At 69.7% G+C, this 16,260-nt stretch carries 18 protein-coding genes and 1 pseudogene; 7 read left to right on the top strand and 12 right to left on the bottom strand.

Annotated features, from left to right (window positions below; genetic code table 11):
- Nucleotides 1-202: 202 nt before the first annotated feature.
- Both eda and edd read right to left on the bottom strand, forming a co-directional pair.
- Nucleotides 203-841 (bottom strand): bifunctional 4-hydroxy-2-oxoglutarate aldolase/2-dehydro-3-deoxy-phosphogluconate aldolase, encoded by a 639-nt coding sequence (gene eda, locus A9O63_RS03835; RefSeq protein WP_069330747.1) that lies wholly within the window; start codon nucleotides 839-841, stop codon nucleotides 203-205.
- Between the two features lie 258 nt (nucleotides 842-1,099).
- Entirely contained in the window at nucleotides 1,100-2,905 is a 1,806-nt protein-coding gene (gene edd, locus A9O63_RS03830; RefSeq protein WP_069330746.1) for a phosphogluconate dehydratase, read from the bottom strand.
- Nucleotides 2,906-3,194: 289 nt separating this feature from the next.
- On the opposite strand from edd, the gene A9O63_RS21795 reads away from it, so the two are divergent.
- From A9O63_RS21795 to A9O63_RS03820, 3 genes are all read left to right on the top strand, one after another.
- Complete coding sequence (locus A9O63_RS21795; RefSeq protein ID WP_002719795.1) at nucleotides 3,195-3,368, top strand: RSP_7527 family protein; 174 nt, start codon at nucleotides 3,195-3,197, stop codon at nucleotides 3,366-3,368.
- 182 nt (nucleotides 3,369-3,550) lie between these two features.
- On the top strand, nucleotides 3,551-4,741 hold the full coding sequence (locus tag A9O63_RS03825) for an RSP_2647 family RNA methyltransferase (RefSeq protein ID WP_069330745.1): 1,191 nt from the start codon (nucleotides 3,551-3,553) through the stop codon (nucleotides 4,739-4,741).
- Nucleotides 4,738-5,280: an RSP_2648 family PIN domain-containing protein gene (locus A9O63_RS03820; RefSeq protein ID WP_069330744.1), complete on the top strand. Its 543-nt coding sequence runs from the start codon at nucleotides 4,738-4,740 to the stop codon at nucleotides 5,278-5,280. The genes A9O63_RS03825 and A9O63_RS03820 overlap by 4 nt, the downstream gene beginning before the upstream one ends.
- Before the next feature lie 49 nt (nucleotides 5,281-5,329).
- On the opposite strand, the gene A9O63_RS03815 is transcribed toward A9O63_RS03820, so the two are convergent.
- The 6 genes from A9O63_RS03815 to A9O63_RS03795 form a co-directional block, all read right to left on the bottom strand.
- Nucleotides 5,330-6,016 carry a M48 family metallopeptidase gene (locus A9O63_RS03815; protein WP_069330743.1) on the bottom strand — a complete coding sequence of 229 codons (687 nt, stop codon included), beginning with the start codon at nucleotides 6,014-6,016 and terminating at the stop codon, nucleotides 5,330-5,332.
- A gap of 72 nt (nucleotides 6,017-6,088) precedes the next feature.
- On the bottom strand, nucleotides 6,089-7,273 hold the full coding sequence (locus tag A9O63_RS03810) for a vWA domain-containing protein (protein ID WP_069330742.1): 1,185 nt from the start codon (nucleotides 7,271-7,273) through the stop codon (nucleotides 6,089-6,091).
- 22 nt (nucleotides 7,274-7,295) lie between these two features.
- The gene (locus A9O63_RS21790; RefSeq protein WP_084295581.1) at nucleotides 7,296-7,460 is read right to left on the bottom strand and encodes a hypothetical protein; all 165 of its coding nucleotides are present in this window, start codon (nucleotides 7,458-7,460) and stop codon (nucleotides 7,296-7,298) included.
- The gene (locus A9O63_RS03805) at nucleotides 7,457-8,857 is read right to left on the bottom strand and encodes a DUF2927 domain-containing protein (RefSeq protein ID WP_069330741.1); all 1,401 of its coding nucleotides are present in this window, start codon (nucleotides 8,855-8,857) and stop codon (nucleotides 7,457-7,459) included. The genes A9O63_RS21790 and A9O63_RS03805 overlap by 4 nt, the downstream gene beginning before the upstream one ends.
- Nucleotides 8,857-9,309, bottom strand: a complete 453-nt coding sequence (locus A9O63_RS03800) for a GNAT family N-acetyltransferase (RefSeq protein ID WP_069330740.1) — start codon at nucleotides 9,307-9,309, stop codon at nucleotides 8,857-8,859. Before A9O63_RS03800 ends, A9O63_RS03805 begins: the two co-directional genes overlap by 1 nt.
- Before the next feature lie 39 nt (nucleotides 9,310-9,348).
- Nucleotides 9,349-10,188 (bottom strand): AAA family ATPase, encoded by an 840-nt coding sequence (locus A9O63_RS03795; RefSeq protein WP_002719803.1) that lies wholly within the window; start codon nucleotides 10,186-10,188, stop codon nucleotides 9,349-9,351.
- 186 nt (nucleotides 10,189-10,374) lie between these two features.
- On the opposite strand from A9O63_RS03795, the gene dksA reads away from it, so the two are divergent.
- Nucleotides 10,375-10,797 (top strand): RNA polymerase-binding protein DksA, encoded by a 423-nt coding sequence (gene dksA, locus A9O63_RS03790; protein WP_002719804.1) that lies wholly within the window; start codon nucleotides 10,375-10,377, stop codon nucleotides 10,795-10,797.
- 95 nt (nucleotides 10,798-10,892) lie between these two features.
- On the top strand, nucleotides 10,893-12,068 hold the full coding sequence (locus A9O63_RS03785) for an FAD-dependent monooxygenase (RefSeq protein WP_069330739.1): 1,176 nt from the start codon (nucleotides 10,893-10,895) through the stop codon (nucleotides 12,066-12,068).
- Here the strand turns inward: A9O63_RS03785 and A9O63_RS03780 are convergent.
- From A9O63_RS03780 to erpA, 3 genes are all read right to left on the bottom strand, one after another.
- Nucleotides 12,065-12,463 (bottom strand): PaaI family thioesterase, encoded by a 399-nt coding sequence (locus tag A9O63_RS03780; protein ID WP_205631817.1) that lies wholly within the window; start codon nucleotides 12,461-12,463, stop codon nucleotides 12,065-12,067. The genes A9O63_RS03785 and A9O63_RS03780 overlap by 4 nt on opposite strands.
- A gap of 142 nt (nucleotides 12,464-12,605) precedes the next feature.
- Nucleotides 12,606-13,385 carry an exodeoxyribonuclease III gene (gene xth / locus A9O63_RS03775; protein WP_069330737.1) on the bottom strand — a complete coding sequence of 260 codons (780 nt, stop codon included), beginning with the start codon at nucleotides 13,383-13,385 and terminating at the stop codon, nucleotides 12,606-12,608.
- A 77-nt stretch (nucleotides 13,386-13,462) separates the two neighbouring features.
- Entirely contained in the window at nucleotides 13,463-13,789 is a 327-nt protein-coding gene (gene erpA / locus A9O63_RS03770; protein ID WP_009566170.1) for an iron-sulfur cluster insertion protein ErpA, read from the bottom strand.
- Nucleotides 13,790-13,863: 74 nt separating this feature from the next.
- On the opposite strand from erpA, the gene A9O63_RS03765 reads away from it, so the two are divergent.
- Nucleotides 13,864-15,000: a deoxyguanosinetriphosphate triphosphohydrolase gene (locus A9O63_RS03765; RefSeq protein WP_069330736.1), complete on the top strand. Its 1,137-nt coding sequence runs from the start codon at nucleotides 13,864-13,866 to the stop codon at nucleotides 14,998-15,000.
- Between the two features lie 129 nt (nucleotides 15,001-15,129).
- Nucleotides 15,130-16,098, top strand: coding sequence for a YihY/virulence factor BrkB family protein (locus A9O63_RS03760; protein ID WP_069330735.1), 969 nt, complete (start codon nucleotides 15,130-15,132; stop codon nucleotides 16,096-16,098).
- Nucleotides 16,099-16,103: 5 nt separating this feature from the next.
- Here the strand turns inward: A9O63_RS03760 and A9O63_RS23280 are convergent.
- A pseudogene (locus A9O63_RS23280) lies at nucleotides 16,104-16,260 on the bottom strand (iron-containing alcohol dehydrogenase); the annotation flags it as partial.

Genomic DNA, 16,260 nt, shown 5'->3' with positions numbered 1-16,260 from the left:
AGCCTGAGGCCGCCCGGGCGGTCGGACAGAACGCCTTATGCGCCGGAACGGTGCCGGGCCGGATCACGCGCACCGGAGCTGCGTCCGTGGCACCGGACCGTGCGCCGTTCTCCTGCAGGATCGGATACGCTGAAGCGCGCCGGTCAACCGGCGGGCGCGCAGGGCAGCGCGCCCCGCCGACCCACGCCGGTGCGCCTCGCCGTCAGCGCAAGGCGGCCGCTTCCTCGGCGAGCCGGGTAATGCCCGCCCAGTCGCCCGCCTCCATCATGGCCTTCGGCGCGACCCAGCTGCCGCCGACGCAGATGACATTGGCAAGCCCGAGATAGGTCGCCGCATTGCCGAGCCCGATGCCGCCCGTGGGGCAGAAGCTCACCTGCGGCAGCGGCCCGCCCAGCGCTTTCACGGCTGGGGCGCCGCCCGAGGTCTCGGCGGGGAAGAACTTCTGCATCGTGTAGCCGCGCTCGAGAAGCGCCATCACTTCGGTCGCAGTGGCCGCGCCGGGCAGGAGCGGCAGCCCCTCGGCCTCGCAGGCATCGAGCAGCAGGTTCGAGGCGCCCGGCGAGACGCCGAAGCGCGCGCCCGCAGCCCGCGCCGCCGCCACATCGGCGGGCGTGAGCAGCGTGCCCGCGCCCACGATCCCGCCCTCGACCTCCGCCATGATGCGGATCGCGTCGAGCGCCACGGGCGTGCGCAGCGTCACCTCAAGGGCGGGCAGACCACCCGCCACCAGCGCCTCGGCCAGCGGTCGGGCATGGGCGAGATCCTCGATCACCAGCACGGGCACCACCGCAGCGCGGCGGCAGATCTCGAGGGCTTGGCGGCTTTGTTCGGCAGGGGTCATGTCACTTCCTTTCGGCGGAGGCTCTGGGAGCAGGCGGAGGAGCCTCCGGCGGGGATATTTGAGCCAGAATGAAAGGGCAAGGAGAGGGGGAGGGGGCGCCCCGCCTCGGGCGGCATGGGCCGGGGAAGCGGGGCGCTTTCACTCTGGGCGGTCATCGGCGTCCCCGCCTGTACCGCTCCGGCAGATTGATCCCCTATGCTTTTATTCTGGTTAAAATATCCCCGCCGGAGGCTCCGACAGAGGATCGGGGCGCAGGGGTCAGACGACCACGGCCGCGCCTTCGGTCGAAGAACCCACGGTGGCCCGGAAGGCCGCGAAAAGCTCGCGGCCGATGCCGTGGGCGGAGGCGGAGAGGTCGGCCTCGACCGGGGCCCGGTCCTCGAAGCCTTCGGCCAAAACATCGAGCCGGCCCGCCGTCGCATCCACCCGCAGGAGATCGCCGTCCCGAAGCCGGGCGAGCGGGCCGCCCATGGCGGCCTCGGGCGCGACATGGATCGCCGAGGGCACCTTGCCCGAGGCCCCCGACATGCGCCCATCGGTCACCAGCGCCACGCGCAGGCCGCGGTCCTGCAGCACCGAAAGCACCGGCGTCAGCGAATGCAACTCGGGCATCCCGTTGGCGCGCGGGCCTTGGAAGCGCACCACCACCACGGTGTCCGAGGTGAACTCTCCCGCCCGGAAGGCGGCCTTGACCGCCTCCTGATCGTGGAAGATCCGGGCCGGCGCCTCGATCACATGGCGGTCGGGCGCCACGGCCGAGACCTTCATCACCCCGCGCCCGAGGTTGCCCGAAAGCTGGCGCAGCCCGCCCGAGGGCTGGAACGGGTCGGTCGCCGGGCGCAGGATGCGGTCGTTCTGCGATGCCTCCGGCCCGTCGCGCCAGACGAGGCCTTCCTCGGTCAGCACCGGCTCGCGCCGATAGAGGCTCAGGCCTTCGCCCGCGACCGTCTGCACCTCTTCGTGCAGGAGGCCCGCATCGAGGAGCTGGCCGATCATGTAGGGCAGACCGCCCGCGGCATGGAAGTGGTTCACGTCCGCCATGCCGTTCGGATAGACCTTGGCCATCAGCGGCACGGCCTCGGAGATGTCGGCGAAATCCTCCAGATCGAGGATCACGCCCGCGGCCCGCGCCATAGCGGGCAGGTGCAGCACGAGGTTGGTCGAGCCGCCCGTCGCCATCAGCCCCACAAGCCCGTTCACGAAGGCGCGCTCGTCGAGGATCTGCGCCACCGGGCGGTAGTCGTTGCCGAGCGCGGTGATGGCCGCGGCGCGCTCGACCGCGGCCACCGTCAGCGCCTCGCGCAGGGGCGTGTTCGGATTGACGAAACTCGCCCCCGGCAGGTGGAGCCCCATGAATTCCATCAGCATCTGGTTGGTGTTGGCGGTGCCGTAGAAGGTGCAGGTGCCCGGCCCGTGGTAGGAGGCCATCTCGGCCGCCATCAGCGCGTCGCGGCCCACCTCGCCGGTCGCGAACTGGTTGCGCACGCGCGACTTCTCGTCGTTGGGCAGGCCCGAGGTCATGGGACCGCCCGGCACGAAGACCGCAGGCACATGGCCGAAGGTCGCCGCCGCCATCACGAGGCCCGGAACGATCTTGTCGCAGATGCCGAGAAAGAGCGCCGCATCGTAGCAGTTGTGCGAGAGCGACACGCCCGCCGCGAGCGCGATCACGTCGCGCGAGAAGAGCGACAGTTCCATCCCCGGCTGGCCCTGGGTGACCCCGTCGCACATGGCCGGCACTCCGCCCGCCACCTGTGCCGTGGCGCCGGCCCGGCGCGCGGCGGCCCGGATCAGCCTGGGATAATCCTCGTAGGGCTGATGGGCCGAGAGCATGTCGTTGTAGGCGGTCACGATCCCGAGGTTCGGGGCACGCCCTGCGGCCAGCGCCTCCTTGTCCTCGCCCATCGCCGCATAGGCATGGGCCTGGTTGCCGCAGGTCAGATGCGCGCGCACAGGGCCCGCCTCGGCCGCGCGTCCCGTGCGCTCGAGATAGGCGCTGCGGCTCGCTTCCGAGCGGGCGCGGATACGGTCGGTGACGCGGGCGACAGTGGCGTTCAGGGTCATGCGGCGGCCTCGATGGCTGAAGAGGGCGGCGCGGCATGAACCGCGGCCGGCCGGGACGGCTTTCCGGGATCGGGTGTTTGTTAGCGCTAACTAGCGCAAAGCGGGAGCAAGGGAAAGGGCTGCCTTCACGGTCCGGCGCAGGAATGGGCAGGCTTGCGGTGAATAGGTCAGCACAGCTGTCCCGATCTGCGCCTGGCGCATGGCGGATCTTCTCAATGGGAGGATGTGCCTGGCGCCGCAAGGGGCTAGGTGTTGCCGCAGGGGAGGGCTGGACCGAAGGAGTGGTTCCATGACCCGGACGAACGGACAAGACATGCAAGACTATGTGATCGATCATATGGCGATCGAAGCCGAAGCGCGCCGCCTGCGCAACGAAGCGATCCGCGAGGGCTTTGCCGCCCTGCGCACGATCCTCGCCCGGCGCTTCGCGGGCTTCGGACGCGGAACGGCGCGCGCCCACTGAGGCAGGCCCCTCGGGGCAGGAGCGCACGAGGATGGCCGGCTGAGGCTGTTCTTGCCGCAGCATGGGAAGGGCTCCGTTCTGACGGAGCCCTTTTTCTTTGGGGCGACCTCCGGCCCCCGAGCCTTTTCCCGGCGCGCAGAAGCGGCTAGAGGAGGGGCCGACCCCAACAGCGGAAGCTCCCGATGACCAGACCCACCGTCCGCCTGCGCCCCAAGGCCGAGGCACGCGCCCTTCGGCACGGCTTTCCCTGGGTCTATGCCGACGAACTCGTGACCGACCGGCGCACGCAGGCGCTGACACCCGGCACGCTCGCCGTGCTCGAGGATGCCGAGCGGCGCGCCCTGGGCCTCGTGACCGTCAATGTGAGCTCGAAGATCATCGCGCGGATGCTCGACCGCGATCCCGAGGCCGTCATCGACGAAGGCTGGTTTGCCGAGCGGCTGACGCGGGCCTTGGCACTCCGCGAGCGGCTGTTCGACCAGCCCTTCTACCGGCTGGTCCATGCCGAGGCCGACGGGCTGCCCGGCGTCGTGATCGACCGGTTCGGCGAGGCGGCGGTGATCCAGCCCAATGCGGCCTGGGCCGAGGCGCATCTGTCCGCGCTGGAGGCCGCGCTCGTGCGGGTGACCGGCGTGACGACGGTGGTCAAGAACGGCACCGGCCGGGCGCGGGGCCTCGAGGGGCTGGCCGAGGAGACGGTGGTGCTGCGCGGCGGCCTCAGCGCGCCGGTGCCGGTTCCGATGAACGGCGCGACCTACATGGCCGATCTCACCGGCGGGCAGAAGACGGGGCTCTTCTACGACCAGCGGCCGAACCATGCCTTTGCCGCGCGTCTCGGCCGCGGCGGCTCGGTGCTCGATGTCTTCACCCATGTGGGCGGCTTTGCCCTCGCGGCCCTCGCGGGCGGAGCCGAGCGGGCGCTTGCGGTCGATGCCTCGGGCCCGGCGCTCGCGCTGGCCGAGGCGGGGGCGAAGCTCGCGGGTCTCGGCGATCGGTTCGAGACCCGGCAGGCCGATGCGTTCCAGGCGCTCGAGGCGCTGGGGGCCGAGGGCGCGCGCTTCGATCTCGTGATCTGCGACCCGCCCGCCTTCGCCCCGGCAAAGCCCGCGCTCGAGGCGGGCCTGCGCGCCTACGAGCGGCTCGCGCGGCTTGCGGCGCCGCTGGTGGAGCCGGGCGGCTTCCTCGTCCTCTGCTCCTGCTCGCATGCGGCCGATCTCTCCGCCTTCCGCAATGCCTCGGCGCGCGGCATCGGGCGGGGCGGGCGGCGCGGCCAGCTGATCCATACGGGCTTCGCCGGGCCGGACCATCCGATCCTGCCGCAGCTGGCGGAATCCGGTTATCTCAAGTCGCTCTTCTTCCGGCTCGACGGGTGAGGGTCGTTCTCGACGCCTGCGTGCTGTTCCCGACCGTGCTGCGCGAGATCCTCCTCGGTTGCGCGGCGCGCGGGCTCTTCGTGCCGCTCTGGTCCGAGCGGATCCTCGAGGAATGGGCGCGCGCGACCCGCCGCCTCGGACCCTTGGCCGAGGTGCAGGCGCGGGGCGAGGGCACAGCACTCCGCGCGGCCTTTCCCGCAGCCATGATCCCGCCCCAGCCGGGGCTCGAGGCGCGGCTGCATCTGCCCGACGAGGCCGACATCCATGTGCTGGCGGTGGCGATCGCGGGCCATGCCGATGCGATCCTGACCTTCAACGCGGCCGATTTCCCGCGCGGCACGCTCAGTGCCGAAGGGCTGGCCCGGCGCGACCCCGACGGCTTCCTGTGGGAGCTCTGGTCCTTTCACCCCGAGGCGGTGGCCGCGGCGGTGGAAGAGGTGCGCGCCCGCGCCGAGGCGATCTCGGGCGCGCCGGTCGCGCTGAAGGGGCTTCTGAAGCGTGTCCGGCTGCCGAGGCTCGCCAAGGCGCTGCAGGCCTGACGTGCCCGCAGCCTTGCCGCCTGTCCTTCGCGCTTCGTGAAGGACGGGCTCACCCCTCGATCCAGCGTGCCTCGCGTTCCTCGATCCGCCGGATGCGCTCGTCGGTGGCGGGGTGGCTCATGAGCCAGGCGGGCACGGCCGCGCCGTTCATGCCCGACCAGCGGTGGAGCTTGCGGAACAGGGACTTCTGCGGCTCCGTCCCGATCCCCGCCTTGACCAGGAGCGCCGAGGCATAGGCGTCCGCCTCGTGCTCGTCGCGCCGCGACAGGCGGGCCGACAGCGCCGAGGTCAGCAGCCGCGCGATCCAGATGCCCGCGAAGGGCACGAAGCGGTTCAGCACCGCCCCCAGCATCATCAGCACCGCATTCTGGCCGGTGAAGTCGATCATCCTGCGCCGCGAATGGCCGAGCGCCACATGGCCCAGCTCATGCGCGATGACCGAGGCCAGTTCCTCCGCCGTCACCTCGCCCGCGCGATACTTCTTCAGAAACCCGCGGGTGAGAAAGATCCGCCCGTCGGGCGCGGCGAGGCCGTTCACCGGATCCACCTCGAAGACCGACACCCGCACGGCAGGCAGGTCGAGCGCCGCGGCCATCCGCCCGGCGAGGGCCAGGATCTCGGGCTCGTCGAGCGGGCGCGACTGGGCGTCGAGCATCCGCTTCGTTCTCCAGGCGGAGAACTGATACATGAGAAACCCGTAGGCGATGGCGAGGAGCAGCGGCGTCAGCTTGAGCATGGGCCCAATATGGAGGCCGCGGGCGGGCAGGGAAAGGGCCCCGTCACGGGTCGGGCGCGCGAGGCCCGGCGATCAGCGCGACAGGGTCTTCACCCCGGCCGTGATCCCCTCCAGCGTCATCGGCACCATGCGGTCCTCGAAGATCTCGCGGATCAGGCGGATCGACTGGGTATAGCCCCAGTGCTTCTCGGGCACCGGATTGATCCAGAGCGTCGAGGGCCACTGGGCGCGGGCGCGGCGCAGCCAGACCTCGCCCGCCTCGGCGTTCCAGTGCTCGTTCGCGCCGCCCGGATGCAGGATCTCGTAGGGGCTCATCGAGGCATCGCCCACGAAGATGCATTTGTAATCCGGCCCGTAGGTGCGGATCACCTGATCGGTCGGCGTCTGCTCGTCCCAGCGGCGGCGGTTGTCGCGCCACACGCCCTCGTAGAGGCAGTTGTGGAAGTAGAAATGCTCGAAATGCTTGAACTCGGCACGGGCGGCCGAGAACAGCTCCTCGACCACCTTCACATGATCGTCCATCGATCCGCCGATATCGAGAAAGAGCAGCACCTTGACCGCATTGTGTCGCTCGGGGCGGGTCTTCACGTCGAGATAGCCGTGTTCGGCCGTGGCGCGGATCGTGCCGTCGAGGTCGAACTCCTGCGCCGCCCCCTCGCGCGCCCAGCGGCGCAGTCGGCGCAGCGCCACCTTGAGGTTGCGGGTGCCGAGCTCGACCTGATCGTCGAGATTGCGGAACTCGCGCCTGTCCCAGACCTTGACCGCGCGGCGATGGCGGCTTTCGTCCTGACCGATGCGCACGCCTTCCGGGTTGTAGCCGTAGGCGCCGAAGGGCGAGGTGCCCGCGGTGCCGATCCATTTGCTGCCGCCCTGATGGCGGCCCTTCTGCTCGGCGAGGCGCTCCTTCAGCGTCTCCATCAGCTTGTCGAAGCCGCCGAGGGCCGCGATCTCCGCCCGCTCCTCGGGGCTCAGATGCTTTTCGGCCAGCTTCTCGAGCCACTCGCGCGGCAGATCCACCGCGGCCAGCACCTCGTCCGCCGTGATCGTCTCGAGGCCGCGAAAACTTTCGGCGAAGGCGCGGTCGAACCGGTCGAGATGCCGCTCGTCCTTGACCATGGCCGTGCGCGCGAGATGGTAGAAACCCTCGACGTCCCATGTCACGAGGCCCGCGGCCATCCCCTCGAGAAAGCTCAGATATTCCCGGAGCGAGACCGGCACCCCGGTCCGGCGGAGCGTCTCGAAGAAGGGCAGGAACATCAGCAGCTCCCGCGCCGGGCCATCAGGCCAGCCGCTCGATCAGGATGGTCAGGAACAGGCCCCCCAGCGCGAAGGCGATGGCGAAGGCCGCGCCATACTGGGCCATGTCGAGGCGCTGCCCGCCGTGGCGGCGCGCGGTGGCCACGCCGAGGAAGGCTCCGAGAAGGGCGCCGGCCAGAACGATCATCCGCTGTCTCCGTCGTGCGTTACGGCCAGGGCGAGCGATGGCCGGCTCGGAGTGAGAGCGGCGATCTCGCTCATCCGGCTGCGCACCTCGGCCTCGTCGCCGAAGCCATAGCGCGCCCAGGCGAGGCTGTCGAGGCGCGACGCCCGCGCTTCGGCCGCATGGCCCGAGAGGCGCAGCGCCTCGGAGCGGATCATGAGGAGCGTGGCGAGCAGCGCCGCATTCTCGGCGCGGGAGGCCACGGGAATGGCGCGGTTGCAGAGCAGGATCGCCTCGGGGGCCTGACCGGAGGAGAGCGCAAGCGCGGCCATCTGCATGTCGATATGCGCGGTGTGGATCTCGCCGCCGGGCAGGGTCAGGTAGATCCGCACCGCCTCGATGAAGGCCGCGACCGAGAGATCCAACTCGTCGGCGAGCCCGAGGCGGCCGAAGCCGAAGAGGCTGAAGCCCATCCGCGCATCCTGCCACCCCTCGGCGCGGGCGATGCTCAGGGCTCGCAGCGCGGCCGCGTGGCGGCGCCGGTCGCTGCCGGTGGGGCCGAGCGCCTCTTCGATGGCCTCGATCCAGGGGCGCGGCGTCGGGTCCTCGGGGGCCGGCGCCGTGGCGCGGCCCCCCTTCGGATTGATCCGTGCGAGAAGGTTCGGCAGCACGGCCGCAACCTCGGCGCGCGTCATGCCGGAGCGCAGCTCGGGCGCATGGGTCGCGCGCAGGATCAGCATGTCGAAGCCGGTCAGGACCGTGTGGAAATTGTCGTCGTTGAACACGCTGTCGGACAGCCGGTAGAGGTCGTTGAGCGGGCCGACCGCCTGGGCCAGCTCCTCGTGCAGGCAGTCGCGCACCTCCTGCGGGCTGGTGTCGGCGGGGATGAAGATGGCCACCTGCTCCCGCTCTTCCAGCGTGGCCCAGTCGACCTGCGCCTCGCGGCGGACGCGGCGGTAGGCCTCGAACGAGCTCACGCGCGGCACGACGAAACAGGCGGCGGTGGGCACCAGCGCCTGCATCCGCCGCCGCTCGACGAATTCGATGGAGATGGCCGCGGGGCCCTCGGTCTCCTGGATGTCGATCCGGGCCTCGCGCCGCAGCCGGGCCAGCAGACGCGCCAGATCGGCCTCGGCGGTGGCGGGCACCGGACCCGTCATCGAGACGGTGATCGGCCCCTCGAACCGCGAGAACCGCTCGAGCCTGCGGCCGCTCTCCATCTGGAAGGTCAACTCCAGGAAGTCGCGCGCGATCTCGGCATTCGGCCGCTGCGGCCGGGTCGCCGCGCGGTCGGAAAAGACTTTCATCTCCGGCAGAGGGTCGATCACCAGCCAGTGCGGCCGCTCCATCGCGACCTCGGCTTCGGGGACGCCGCCGCAGGCCGACAGGAGCAGGCCCGCCGCGAACAGCCACTGCCGCATCACAGCACCCGGTTGTAGCGGATGAAGGGCGACTTGCGGGCGATCCGGTCGTAGACGGCGCGGGCGCGGGCGTTGGTCTCGGCCGTGTGCCAGTAGACGGCCGGGGCGCCCTCGGCATCGGCAGCCCGGTAGACGGCGGAGATCAGCGCCGTCGCCACGCCGCGGCCCCGCGCTTCGGGCAGGGTGAACAGATCCTGCAGGTAGCAGACATTCTCGATCCGCCAGCAATGCCGGTGGAAGAGATAATGGACGAGCCCCACCGCCGCACCGCCTTGCCAGGCGAGGAGGCCGCGCGGCTCGGATGGCGCGCCCGACGTCAGGCGCGCGAAGGTCGAGGCCAGCACCTCCTCGGGCAGCTCGGTCTCGTAGAACCGCAGGTAGGCCTGCCAGACAGGGCGCCAGGCGGCCTCGTCCTCGGGGGTGATGGGGCGCAGGACGAGGTCTTCGGACATGGAAATCCCGGATGGGAGGAAGGCGAGGGGGCGCGGGTCTCAGCCCGGCCGCCGCGCCATGAAGGCCAGACGCTCGAACAGATGCACGTCCTGCTCGTTCTTCAGCAGCGCCCCGTGCAGCCGCGGCAGCAGGCTGCGTCCGTCGCGTCGGAGATCCTCGGCCGCAAGATCCTCGGCCAGCAGGAGCTTGAGCCAGTCGAGCACCTCGGAGGTCGAGGGCTTCTTCTTCAGCCCCGGCACCTCGCGCAGCTCGTAGAACTGGGTGAGCGCGGCGGTCAGGAGCTGTTCCTTCAGGTCGGGGAAATGCACGCCCACAATGGCCCGCATCGTCTCGAGGTCGGGGAAACGGATGTAGTGGAAGAAGCAGCGGCGCAGGAAGGCATCCGGCAGCTCCTTCTCGTTGTTCGAAGTGATGATGACCACCGGGCGATGCTGCGCCCGCACGGTCTCGCCGGTCTCGTAGACGTGGAACTCCATCCGGTCGAGCTCCTGCAGCAGATCGTTGGGAAACTCGATGTCGGCCTTGTCGATCTCGTCGATCAGCAGGACGACCCGGCCCGGCGCCTCGAACGCCTGCCACAGCTTGCCCTTGCGGATGTAGTTGCGCACGTCGTGCACGCGCTCTTCGCCGAGCTGGCTGTCGCGCAGGCGGCTGACGGCATCATATTCGTAAAGGCCCTGCTGCGCCTTCGTGGTGCTCTTCACATGCCATTCGATGAGCGGCAGGCCCAGCGATTGCGCCACCTGACGCGCGAGCTCCGTCTTTCCGGTGCCCGGCTCTCCCTTAACCAGAAGCGGCCGCTGGAGCGTCACGGCCGCATTCACCGCCACCGTCAGGTCCTCGGTGGCGACATAGGTCGAGGTGGAGGAAAATTTCATTTACGCTGCGTCAGGTTGGAGGAAATTGCTGAGGCAGAATAGCACAGGCTGAATCCGTCGCAAGCTCCGCGACGCGGCTAGTGACAAAGGATCCCTCTTGCGATAGATGAGCCGCATTGAAGGGAGCGCCGGATGACTGTGAACCACATTTCGGAGCCTGCCGGCCTGCAACAGAGAGCAGCAGCCATGAAAGCAGAGATCTTTCTGCCTGAAGATTATCGCCCCGCCGAGAACGAACCTTTCATGAATGAGCGGCAGCTGGAGTATTTCCGCCGCAAACTCCTCAACTGGAAACAGGAACTGCTGGATCAGAGCGCCGAGACCATCGAGGGCCTCCAAGAATCCGGCCGCAACGTCCCCGACATCGCCGACCGCGCCAGCGAAGAGACGGACCGGGCGCTCGAACTGCGCACCCGCGACCGGCAGCGCAAGCTGGTGGCCAAGATCGACGCCGCGCTGCGGCGGATCGAGGCCGGCGAATACGGCTATTGCGAAGTCACGGGCGAGCCCATCTCGCTCAAGCGTCTGGATGCGCGGCCGATCGCGACGATGACGCTCGAGGCGCAGGAACGCCACGAGCGCCGCGAGCGCGTGCACCGCGACGAGTAAGCGCATCTGCGCCTCGCGGCTTGCCCTCCGGCCGCCCGGGCGCAAAAACTGACGCCGGACCCGTTCGGTCCGGCGTTCGCATGTGGAGGAACCCGATGAGCCTGAAGGATTCCGAGGTCACCGTCCTCGGTGCCGGCGTCGCCGGTCTGGCGGTGGCCCGGGCGCTCGCGCTCCGCGGGGCCGAGGTCACGGTTCTGGAGCAGGCCGAGGCGATCCGGGAAGTGGGCGCGGGGCTCCAGATCTCGCCGAACGGCGCGGCCGTGCTGCGCGCCCTGGGCCTTGGCGATGGGCTCGAGGCGGCCTCGATGCGGGCGCAGGCGGTGGAACTGCGCAACGGCGTCGGCGGCGATCTGGTGCTGAAGCTCGATCTGGCGCGGCTCCGGCCCGGGCAGGGCTACCACCTGATGCATCGCGCGGATCTGATCGACCTCCTGGCACAGGGTGCGCGCGAGGCGGGCGTGCAGATCCGGCTGCTCCAGAAGATCGAGGCGGTGGATCTGGGCGGGCCGCGCCCGCGACTGGTCACGGCGCAGGGCGCGGAATACAGCCCGAACCTGCTCATCGGCGCGGACGGGCTGCATTCGCTGGTGCGGGCCGAGCTGAACGGGCCGGCGCAGCCCTTCTTCACCAATCAGGTGGCCTGGCGGACGGTGATCCCCGCCACGCCGGGCGAGCCGGTGGTGGCCGAGGTGCATATGGGCGAGGGCCGCCATCTGGTCAGCTATCCCATGCGCGGCGGCACCCTGCGCAACATCGTGGCCGTCGAAGAGCGGAAGCGCTGGGTGCAGGAGGGCTGGAACCTGCGCGACGATCCGGTGGATCTGCGCCTCGCCTTCGCGGGCTTCAACGGCCGGGTGCGCCACTGGCTCGAGCAGGTGCCGGACGTGTGGCTCTGGGGGCTCTTCCGCCATCCGGTCGCCCATACATGGTATCGCGGCCATGCGGCCATTCTCGGCGATGCCGCCCATCCGACGCTGCCCTTCCTCGCTCAGGGCGCGAACATGGCGCTCGAGGATGCCTGGGTGCTGGCGGAATGTCTCTCGCGGCACTCCAACATCAAGGGCGGCCTTGCCGACTATCAGGCCCGGCGCGTGCCGCGCTGCTGCCGCGTGGTGCAGGCCGCCAACAACAACGCCTGGGCCTATCACCTGCGCAGCCCGATCCGCGAGATCGCGCATCTGGGCCTGCGCCTCGGCTCGCGCCTGCTGCCGGGGCCGACGCTGCGCCGCTTCGACTGGCTCTACGGCTACGACGTGACGGCGGCGAACTAGGCGACGGGGGGCGCGTCCAGCTTTTCGGGCCGCGCGCGCATCACCATGATGGTCTGCTGCATGAGCGCGCAGGGCCGTTCCGACCCGTCGCGCAGGGCCAGCACCTCGGCGCGGGTCACGATGAGCGTGCGGCCCGCCCGCACCACCTCGCCCCGCGCGATCAGCCGCTCGCCCTCGGCCGGGGCCATCAGGTTCATCTTGTATTCCACCGTCAGCACCGAGGCATCGGCCGGCACCAGCGTCATCGCGGCATAGCCGGCCGCCGAATCCGCGATCATGCCGACCACGCCGCCGTGGATGAAGCCGTGCTGCTGCTCGATCCCGTCCCAGTGCGGCAGGTGGATCTCGGTCCGGCCCGGTTCCACCACCGGCAGCGTCGCCCGGATCAGCGCCATCGCCGCCTGACGGCCGAAGCTTGTGCGAACGCGGTCGAGAGCGGGGGAAGGGGGCCTGTCCATGCCGGAAGGCTAGAAGGCAGGCCGCCCCTGCGTCAACGAGGCCGCGGCCGGACGTTGCGTCACGGCCGCCCGGTGCGGCTCAGGCCGCCAGCTCGACCCAGACCGGCACATGGTCCGAGGGTTTCTCGCCAGAGCGGACCTCGCGGTCGATGCGGACATCGGTCATCAGGTCCGCCGCCTGCGGCGAAAGCAGCAGATGGTCGATGCGGATGCCGTTGTTCCTTTCCCAGGCACCGGCCTGATAGTCCCAGAAACTGTAATGTCCCGGCCCGAAGGTGCGGGCGCGGAAGGCCTCGGTATAGCCGAGGTTCAGGATCCGGCGGAAGGCGGCCCGGCTCTCGGGCAGGAACAGCGCATCCGTCACCCAGACTTCGGGCCGCGCCGCATCCTCCGCCTGCGGGATCACGTTATAGTCCCCCGCGAGCACCACGGGCTCCTCGGTGGCGAGAAGCTCGGCCGCGCGGGCCCGCATCCGCTCCATCCAGCCGAGCTTGTAGTCGTATTTCGGCCCCGGCGCGGGGTTGCCGTTGGGCAGGTAGAGCCCGCAGACCCGCACCGCCCGCTCGCCCACCACGGTGGCCTCGATCCAGCGCGCCTGCACATCCTCCGGGTCGCCCGGCAGGCCGCGCACCACATCCTCGAGCGGCAGCCGCGACAGGATCGCCACGCCGTTGAAGCCCTTCTGCCCGTGCGTTTCGAGATGCCAGCCCTTGTCCTCGAAGGCGGCGCGGGGGAAGCCCTCGTCGACCGACTTGATCTCCTGCAGCAGCACCACGTCGGGCTCCGCCGCTTCCAGCCAGGCCAGCAGCGCCTCGAGGCGCGCCTTGACGCCGTTGATGTTGAAGGTGGCGATCTTCATGGGCAGGGGCTCCTCGGGGCGCGCAGGGTCGGCTCCGGGGCGCGGGCCGTGGGACAGGGCGCCGCGGCGCCTCGGGATCAGATCGAGAAGGAAGTGCCGCAGCCGCAGGAACTCGACGCGTTCGGATTGTGGATCACGAAGCGCGAGCCGATCAGCTCGTCGGTATAGTCGATCTCGGCATTGGCGAGGAACGGCAGCGAGACCTGATCGATCAGCACCTTCTGCCCGTCCTTCTCGAGCACGAGATCGTCCGAGCCCGGATCGTCGAGCTTGATCTCATATTGAAAGCCCGAGCAGCCTCCGCCCTCGACCGCGACGCGCAGCGCGCGCGTCTCGCCCGATGCTTCGGCGATCTCGGCAAGGCGGGCAAAGGCCCGGTCGGTAACCCGCGGCGGAAGGTTCATCAGAAACCCCGTGTCAAATCAGTCATGCACCCATATAGGATGGGGCAAAACAGGTCACAAGAACAGGCAGACTGATGTTGGCTCCCTTCGCCTGCCAGCCCGGCGAGAGCCGCGGCCGGCAAAAGCCCGAGAGCATGTCCACGTTCCGCTCTCCCTTCCAGCGGGACCGCGACCGGATCATCCACTCCTCGGCCTTCCGCAGGCTGAAGCACAAGACCCAGGTCTTCGTCGAGCATGAGGGCGACTATTACCGCACGCGGCTCACCCATTCGATCGAAGTGGCGCAGGTCGCGCGCACCATCTCGGGCGTGCTCGGGCTCAACACCGATCTGGCGGAATGTATCGCGCTTGCCCACGATCTCGGTCACACGCCCTTCGGACATACCGGCGAGGATGCGCTGGCGCGGCTCATGGAGCCCTACGGCGGGTTCGATCACAATGCGCAGGCCATGCGGATCGTGACCCGGCTCGAGCGCCATTACGCCGAGTTCGACGGGCTGAACCTCACCTGGGAGTCGCTCGAGGGCATCGCCAAGCACAACGGCCCGGTCGAGGGGCCCTTGCCCTATGCGCTGGCCGAGGCCAATGCCCAGTGGGATCTGGAACTCCATACCTATGCCTCGGCCGAGGCGCAGGTGGCGGCCATCGCCGACGACGTGGCCTATTCGCACCACGATCTGCACGACGGGCTCCGCTCGGGCCTCTTCACCGAAGAGGATCTGATGGAGCTGCCCGTCACCGCCCCCGCCTTCGAGGAGGTGGATGCGCTCTATCCCGGGCTGGAGCCGATGCGGCGGCGGCACGAGGCGCTGCGCCGCGTCTTCGGCCGGATGGTCGAGGATGTGATCGCGGTGGCGCAGGGCCGGCTCGAGGCCGCGCAGCCGAAGTCGGTCGAGGAGATCCGCCAGATGGGCGCCACGGTCATCCGCTTCTCGAAGCCGCTCTATCAGGAGCTGAAGGTGATCCGCAGTTTCCTCTTTCACCGGATGTATCGCGCGCCCTCGGTGATGAAGGAGCGGGCGAAGGTCACGGCGGTGGTGAACGAGCTTTTCCCGCTCTTCATGGCGCGCCCCGAGCTTCTGCCGCAGGAATGGCGGCGCGACGTGGAGGCGGCCGCGGACGAAACGACGCTCGCCCGCATCGTGGCCGATTACGTCGCGGGCATGACGGACCGCTTCGCGCTGCAGGAACACGCGCGGCTCTGCGGCTGACACGCGGGGCCCGCCTATGGGGCCCGTGCGGCGCGGGCCTCGTCTTCTCAGGCTGCGGAGCCCGCGCCTGATTCACGAATTCGGGAACATCTTCTGCGACCGGGGAATTGGTCGGGGAAGGAGAGACCCATGCAGGATGCCCCCCCTGACGATCCCGGCCGCGGCCGCGAGGCCCGGACGCCGCTCGATATCCCCGTCAAGGGATGGAAGGACATCGCGCTGCGGGTCTGGCGGTCCATCGACGAAGACCGGGTGATGCTGGTCGCCGCCGGGGTCACCTTCTACCTCCTGCTGGCGCTCTTTCCGGCGCTCGCGGCCTTCGTCTCGCTCTATGGCCTCTTCGCCGATCCCGGCGTCATCGCCGAGCAGGCGGAGTCGCTCCGGGGCGTGATCCCCGCCGAGGGGCTCGATCTGCTCACCGAACAGCTGCGCACGCTGGCGGGCGGCGAGAGCTCGTCCCTCACCTTCAGCTTCGTGCTGTCCTTCCTCATCGCCTTCTGGAGCGCCAATTCCGGGATGAAGGCGCTGATCGAGGCCATGAACATCGCCCATGACGAGCGCGAGAAGCGGTCCTTCGTGAAGCTGACGCTGCTCTCCTTCGCCCTGACGCTGGGCGCGATGGTGCTGGCCGTCACGATGATCGTGGCCGTGGCGGTGGTGCCTGCGGTGCTCGCCGTCTTCGATCTGGGGTCGGTTGCCACGGCCGTGGTCTGGCTGGTGCGCTGGCCGCTCCTCCTCCTTCTGGTGGCCACGGCCATGGCGGGCCTCTACCGCTGGGCGCCCTCGCGCAACGCCCCCGAATGGCGCTGGGTGACATGGGGCAGCGGGATCGCCACGCTGGTCTGGCTGATCGCCTCGATCGCCTTCACCATCTATCTCGAGAATTTCGCCAACTATACCGCCACCTACGGTTCGCTCGGCGCGCTCGTGGGCCTGCTGCTCTGGGTCTGGATCGCGGTGATGATCCTGATCGTGGGCGCCGAGGTGAATTCCGAGATGGAGCATCAGACCGCTCAGGACACCACCGTCGGCCCCGACAAGCCGATGGGCCGGCGCGGCGCGGTGGTGGCCGACACGCTGGGCGAGACCGCGGACTGAGGCCCTCAGGCCGCGCGCATCGCCGCCACGAGCGCGGAGGGCGCAAGGCCCACCGGATTGCCCTTCATCGAGGAGGAGGCGAGCGAGGCTTCGGCCACCGCCGCATGGTCCGCGGGATCCAGCCCCATGTCGGCGAGCCGGGGCAGGCCCGCCTGCCGCACC

Origin of the sequence: Cereibacter johrii, assembly GCF_001720585.1 — a bacterium.
Lineage (GTDB): Bacteria > Pseudomonadota > Alphaproteobacteria > Rhodobacterales > Rhodobacteraceae > Cereibacter_A > Cereibacter_A johrii.
This window is presented reverse-complemented; position numbering and strand designations above follow the sequence as displayed.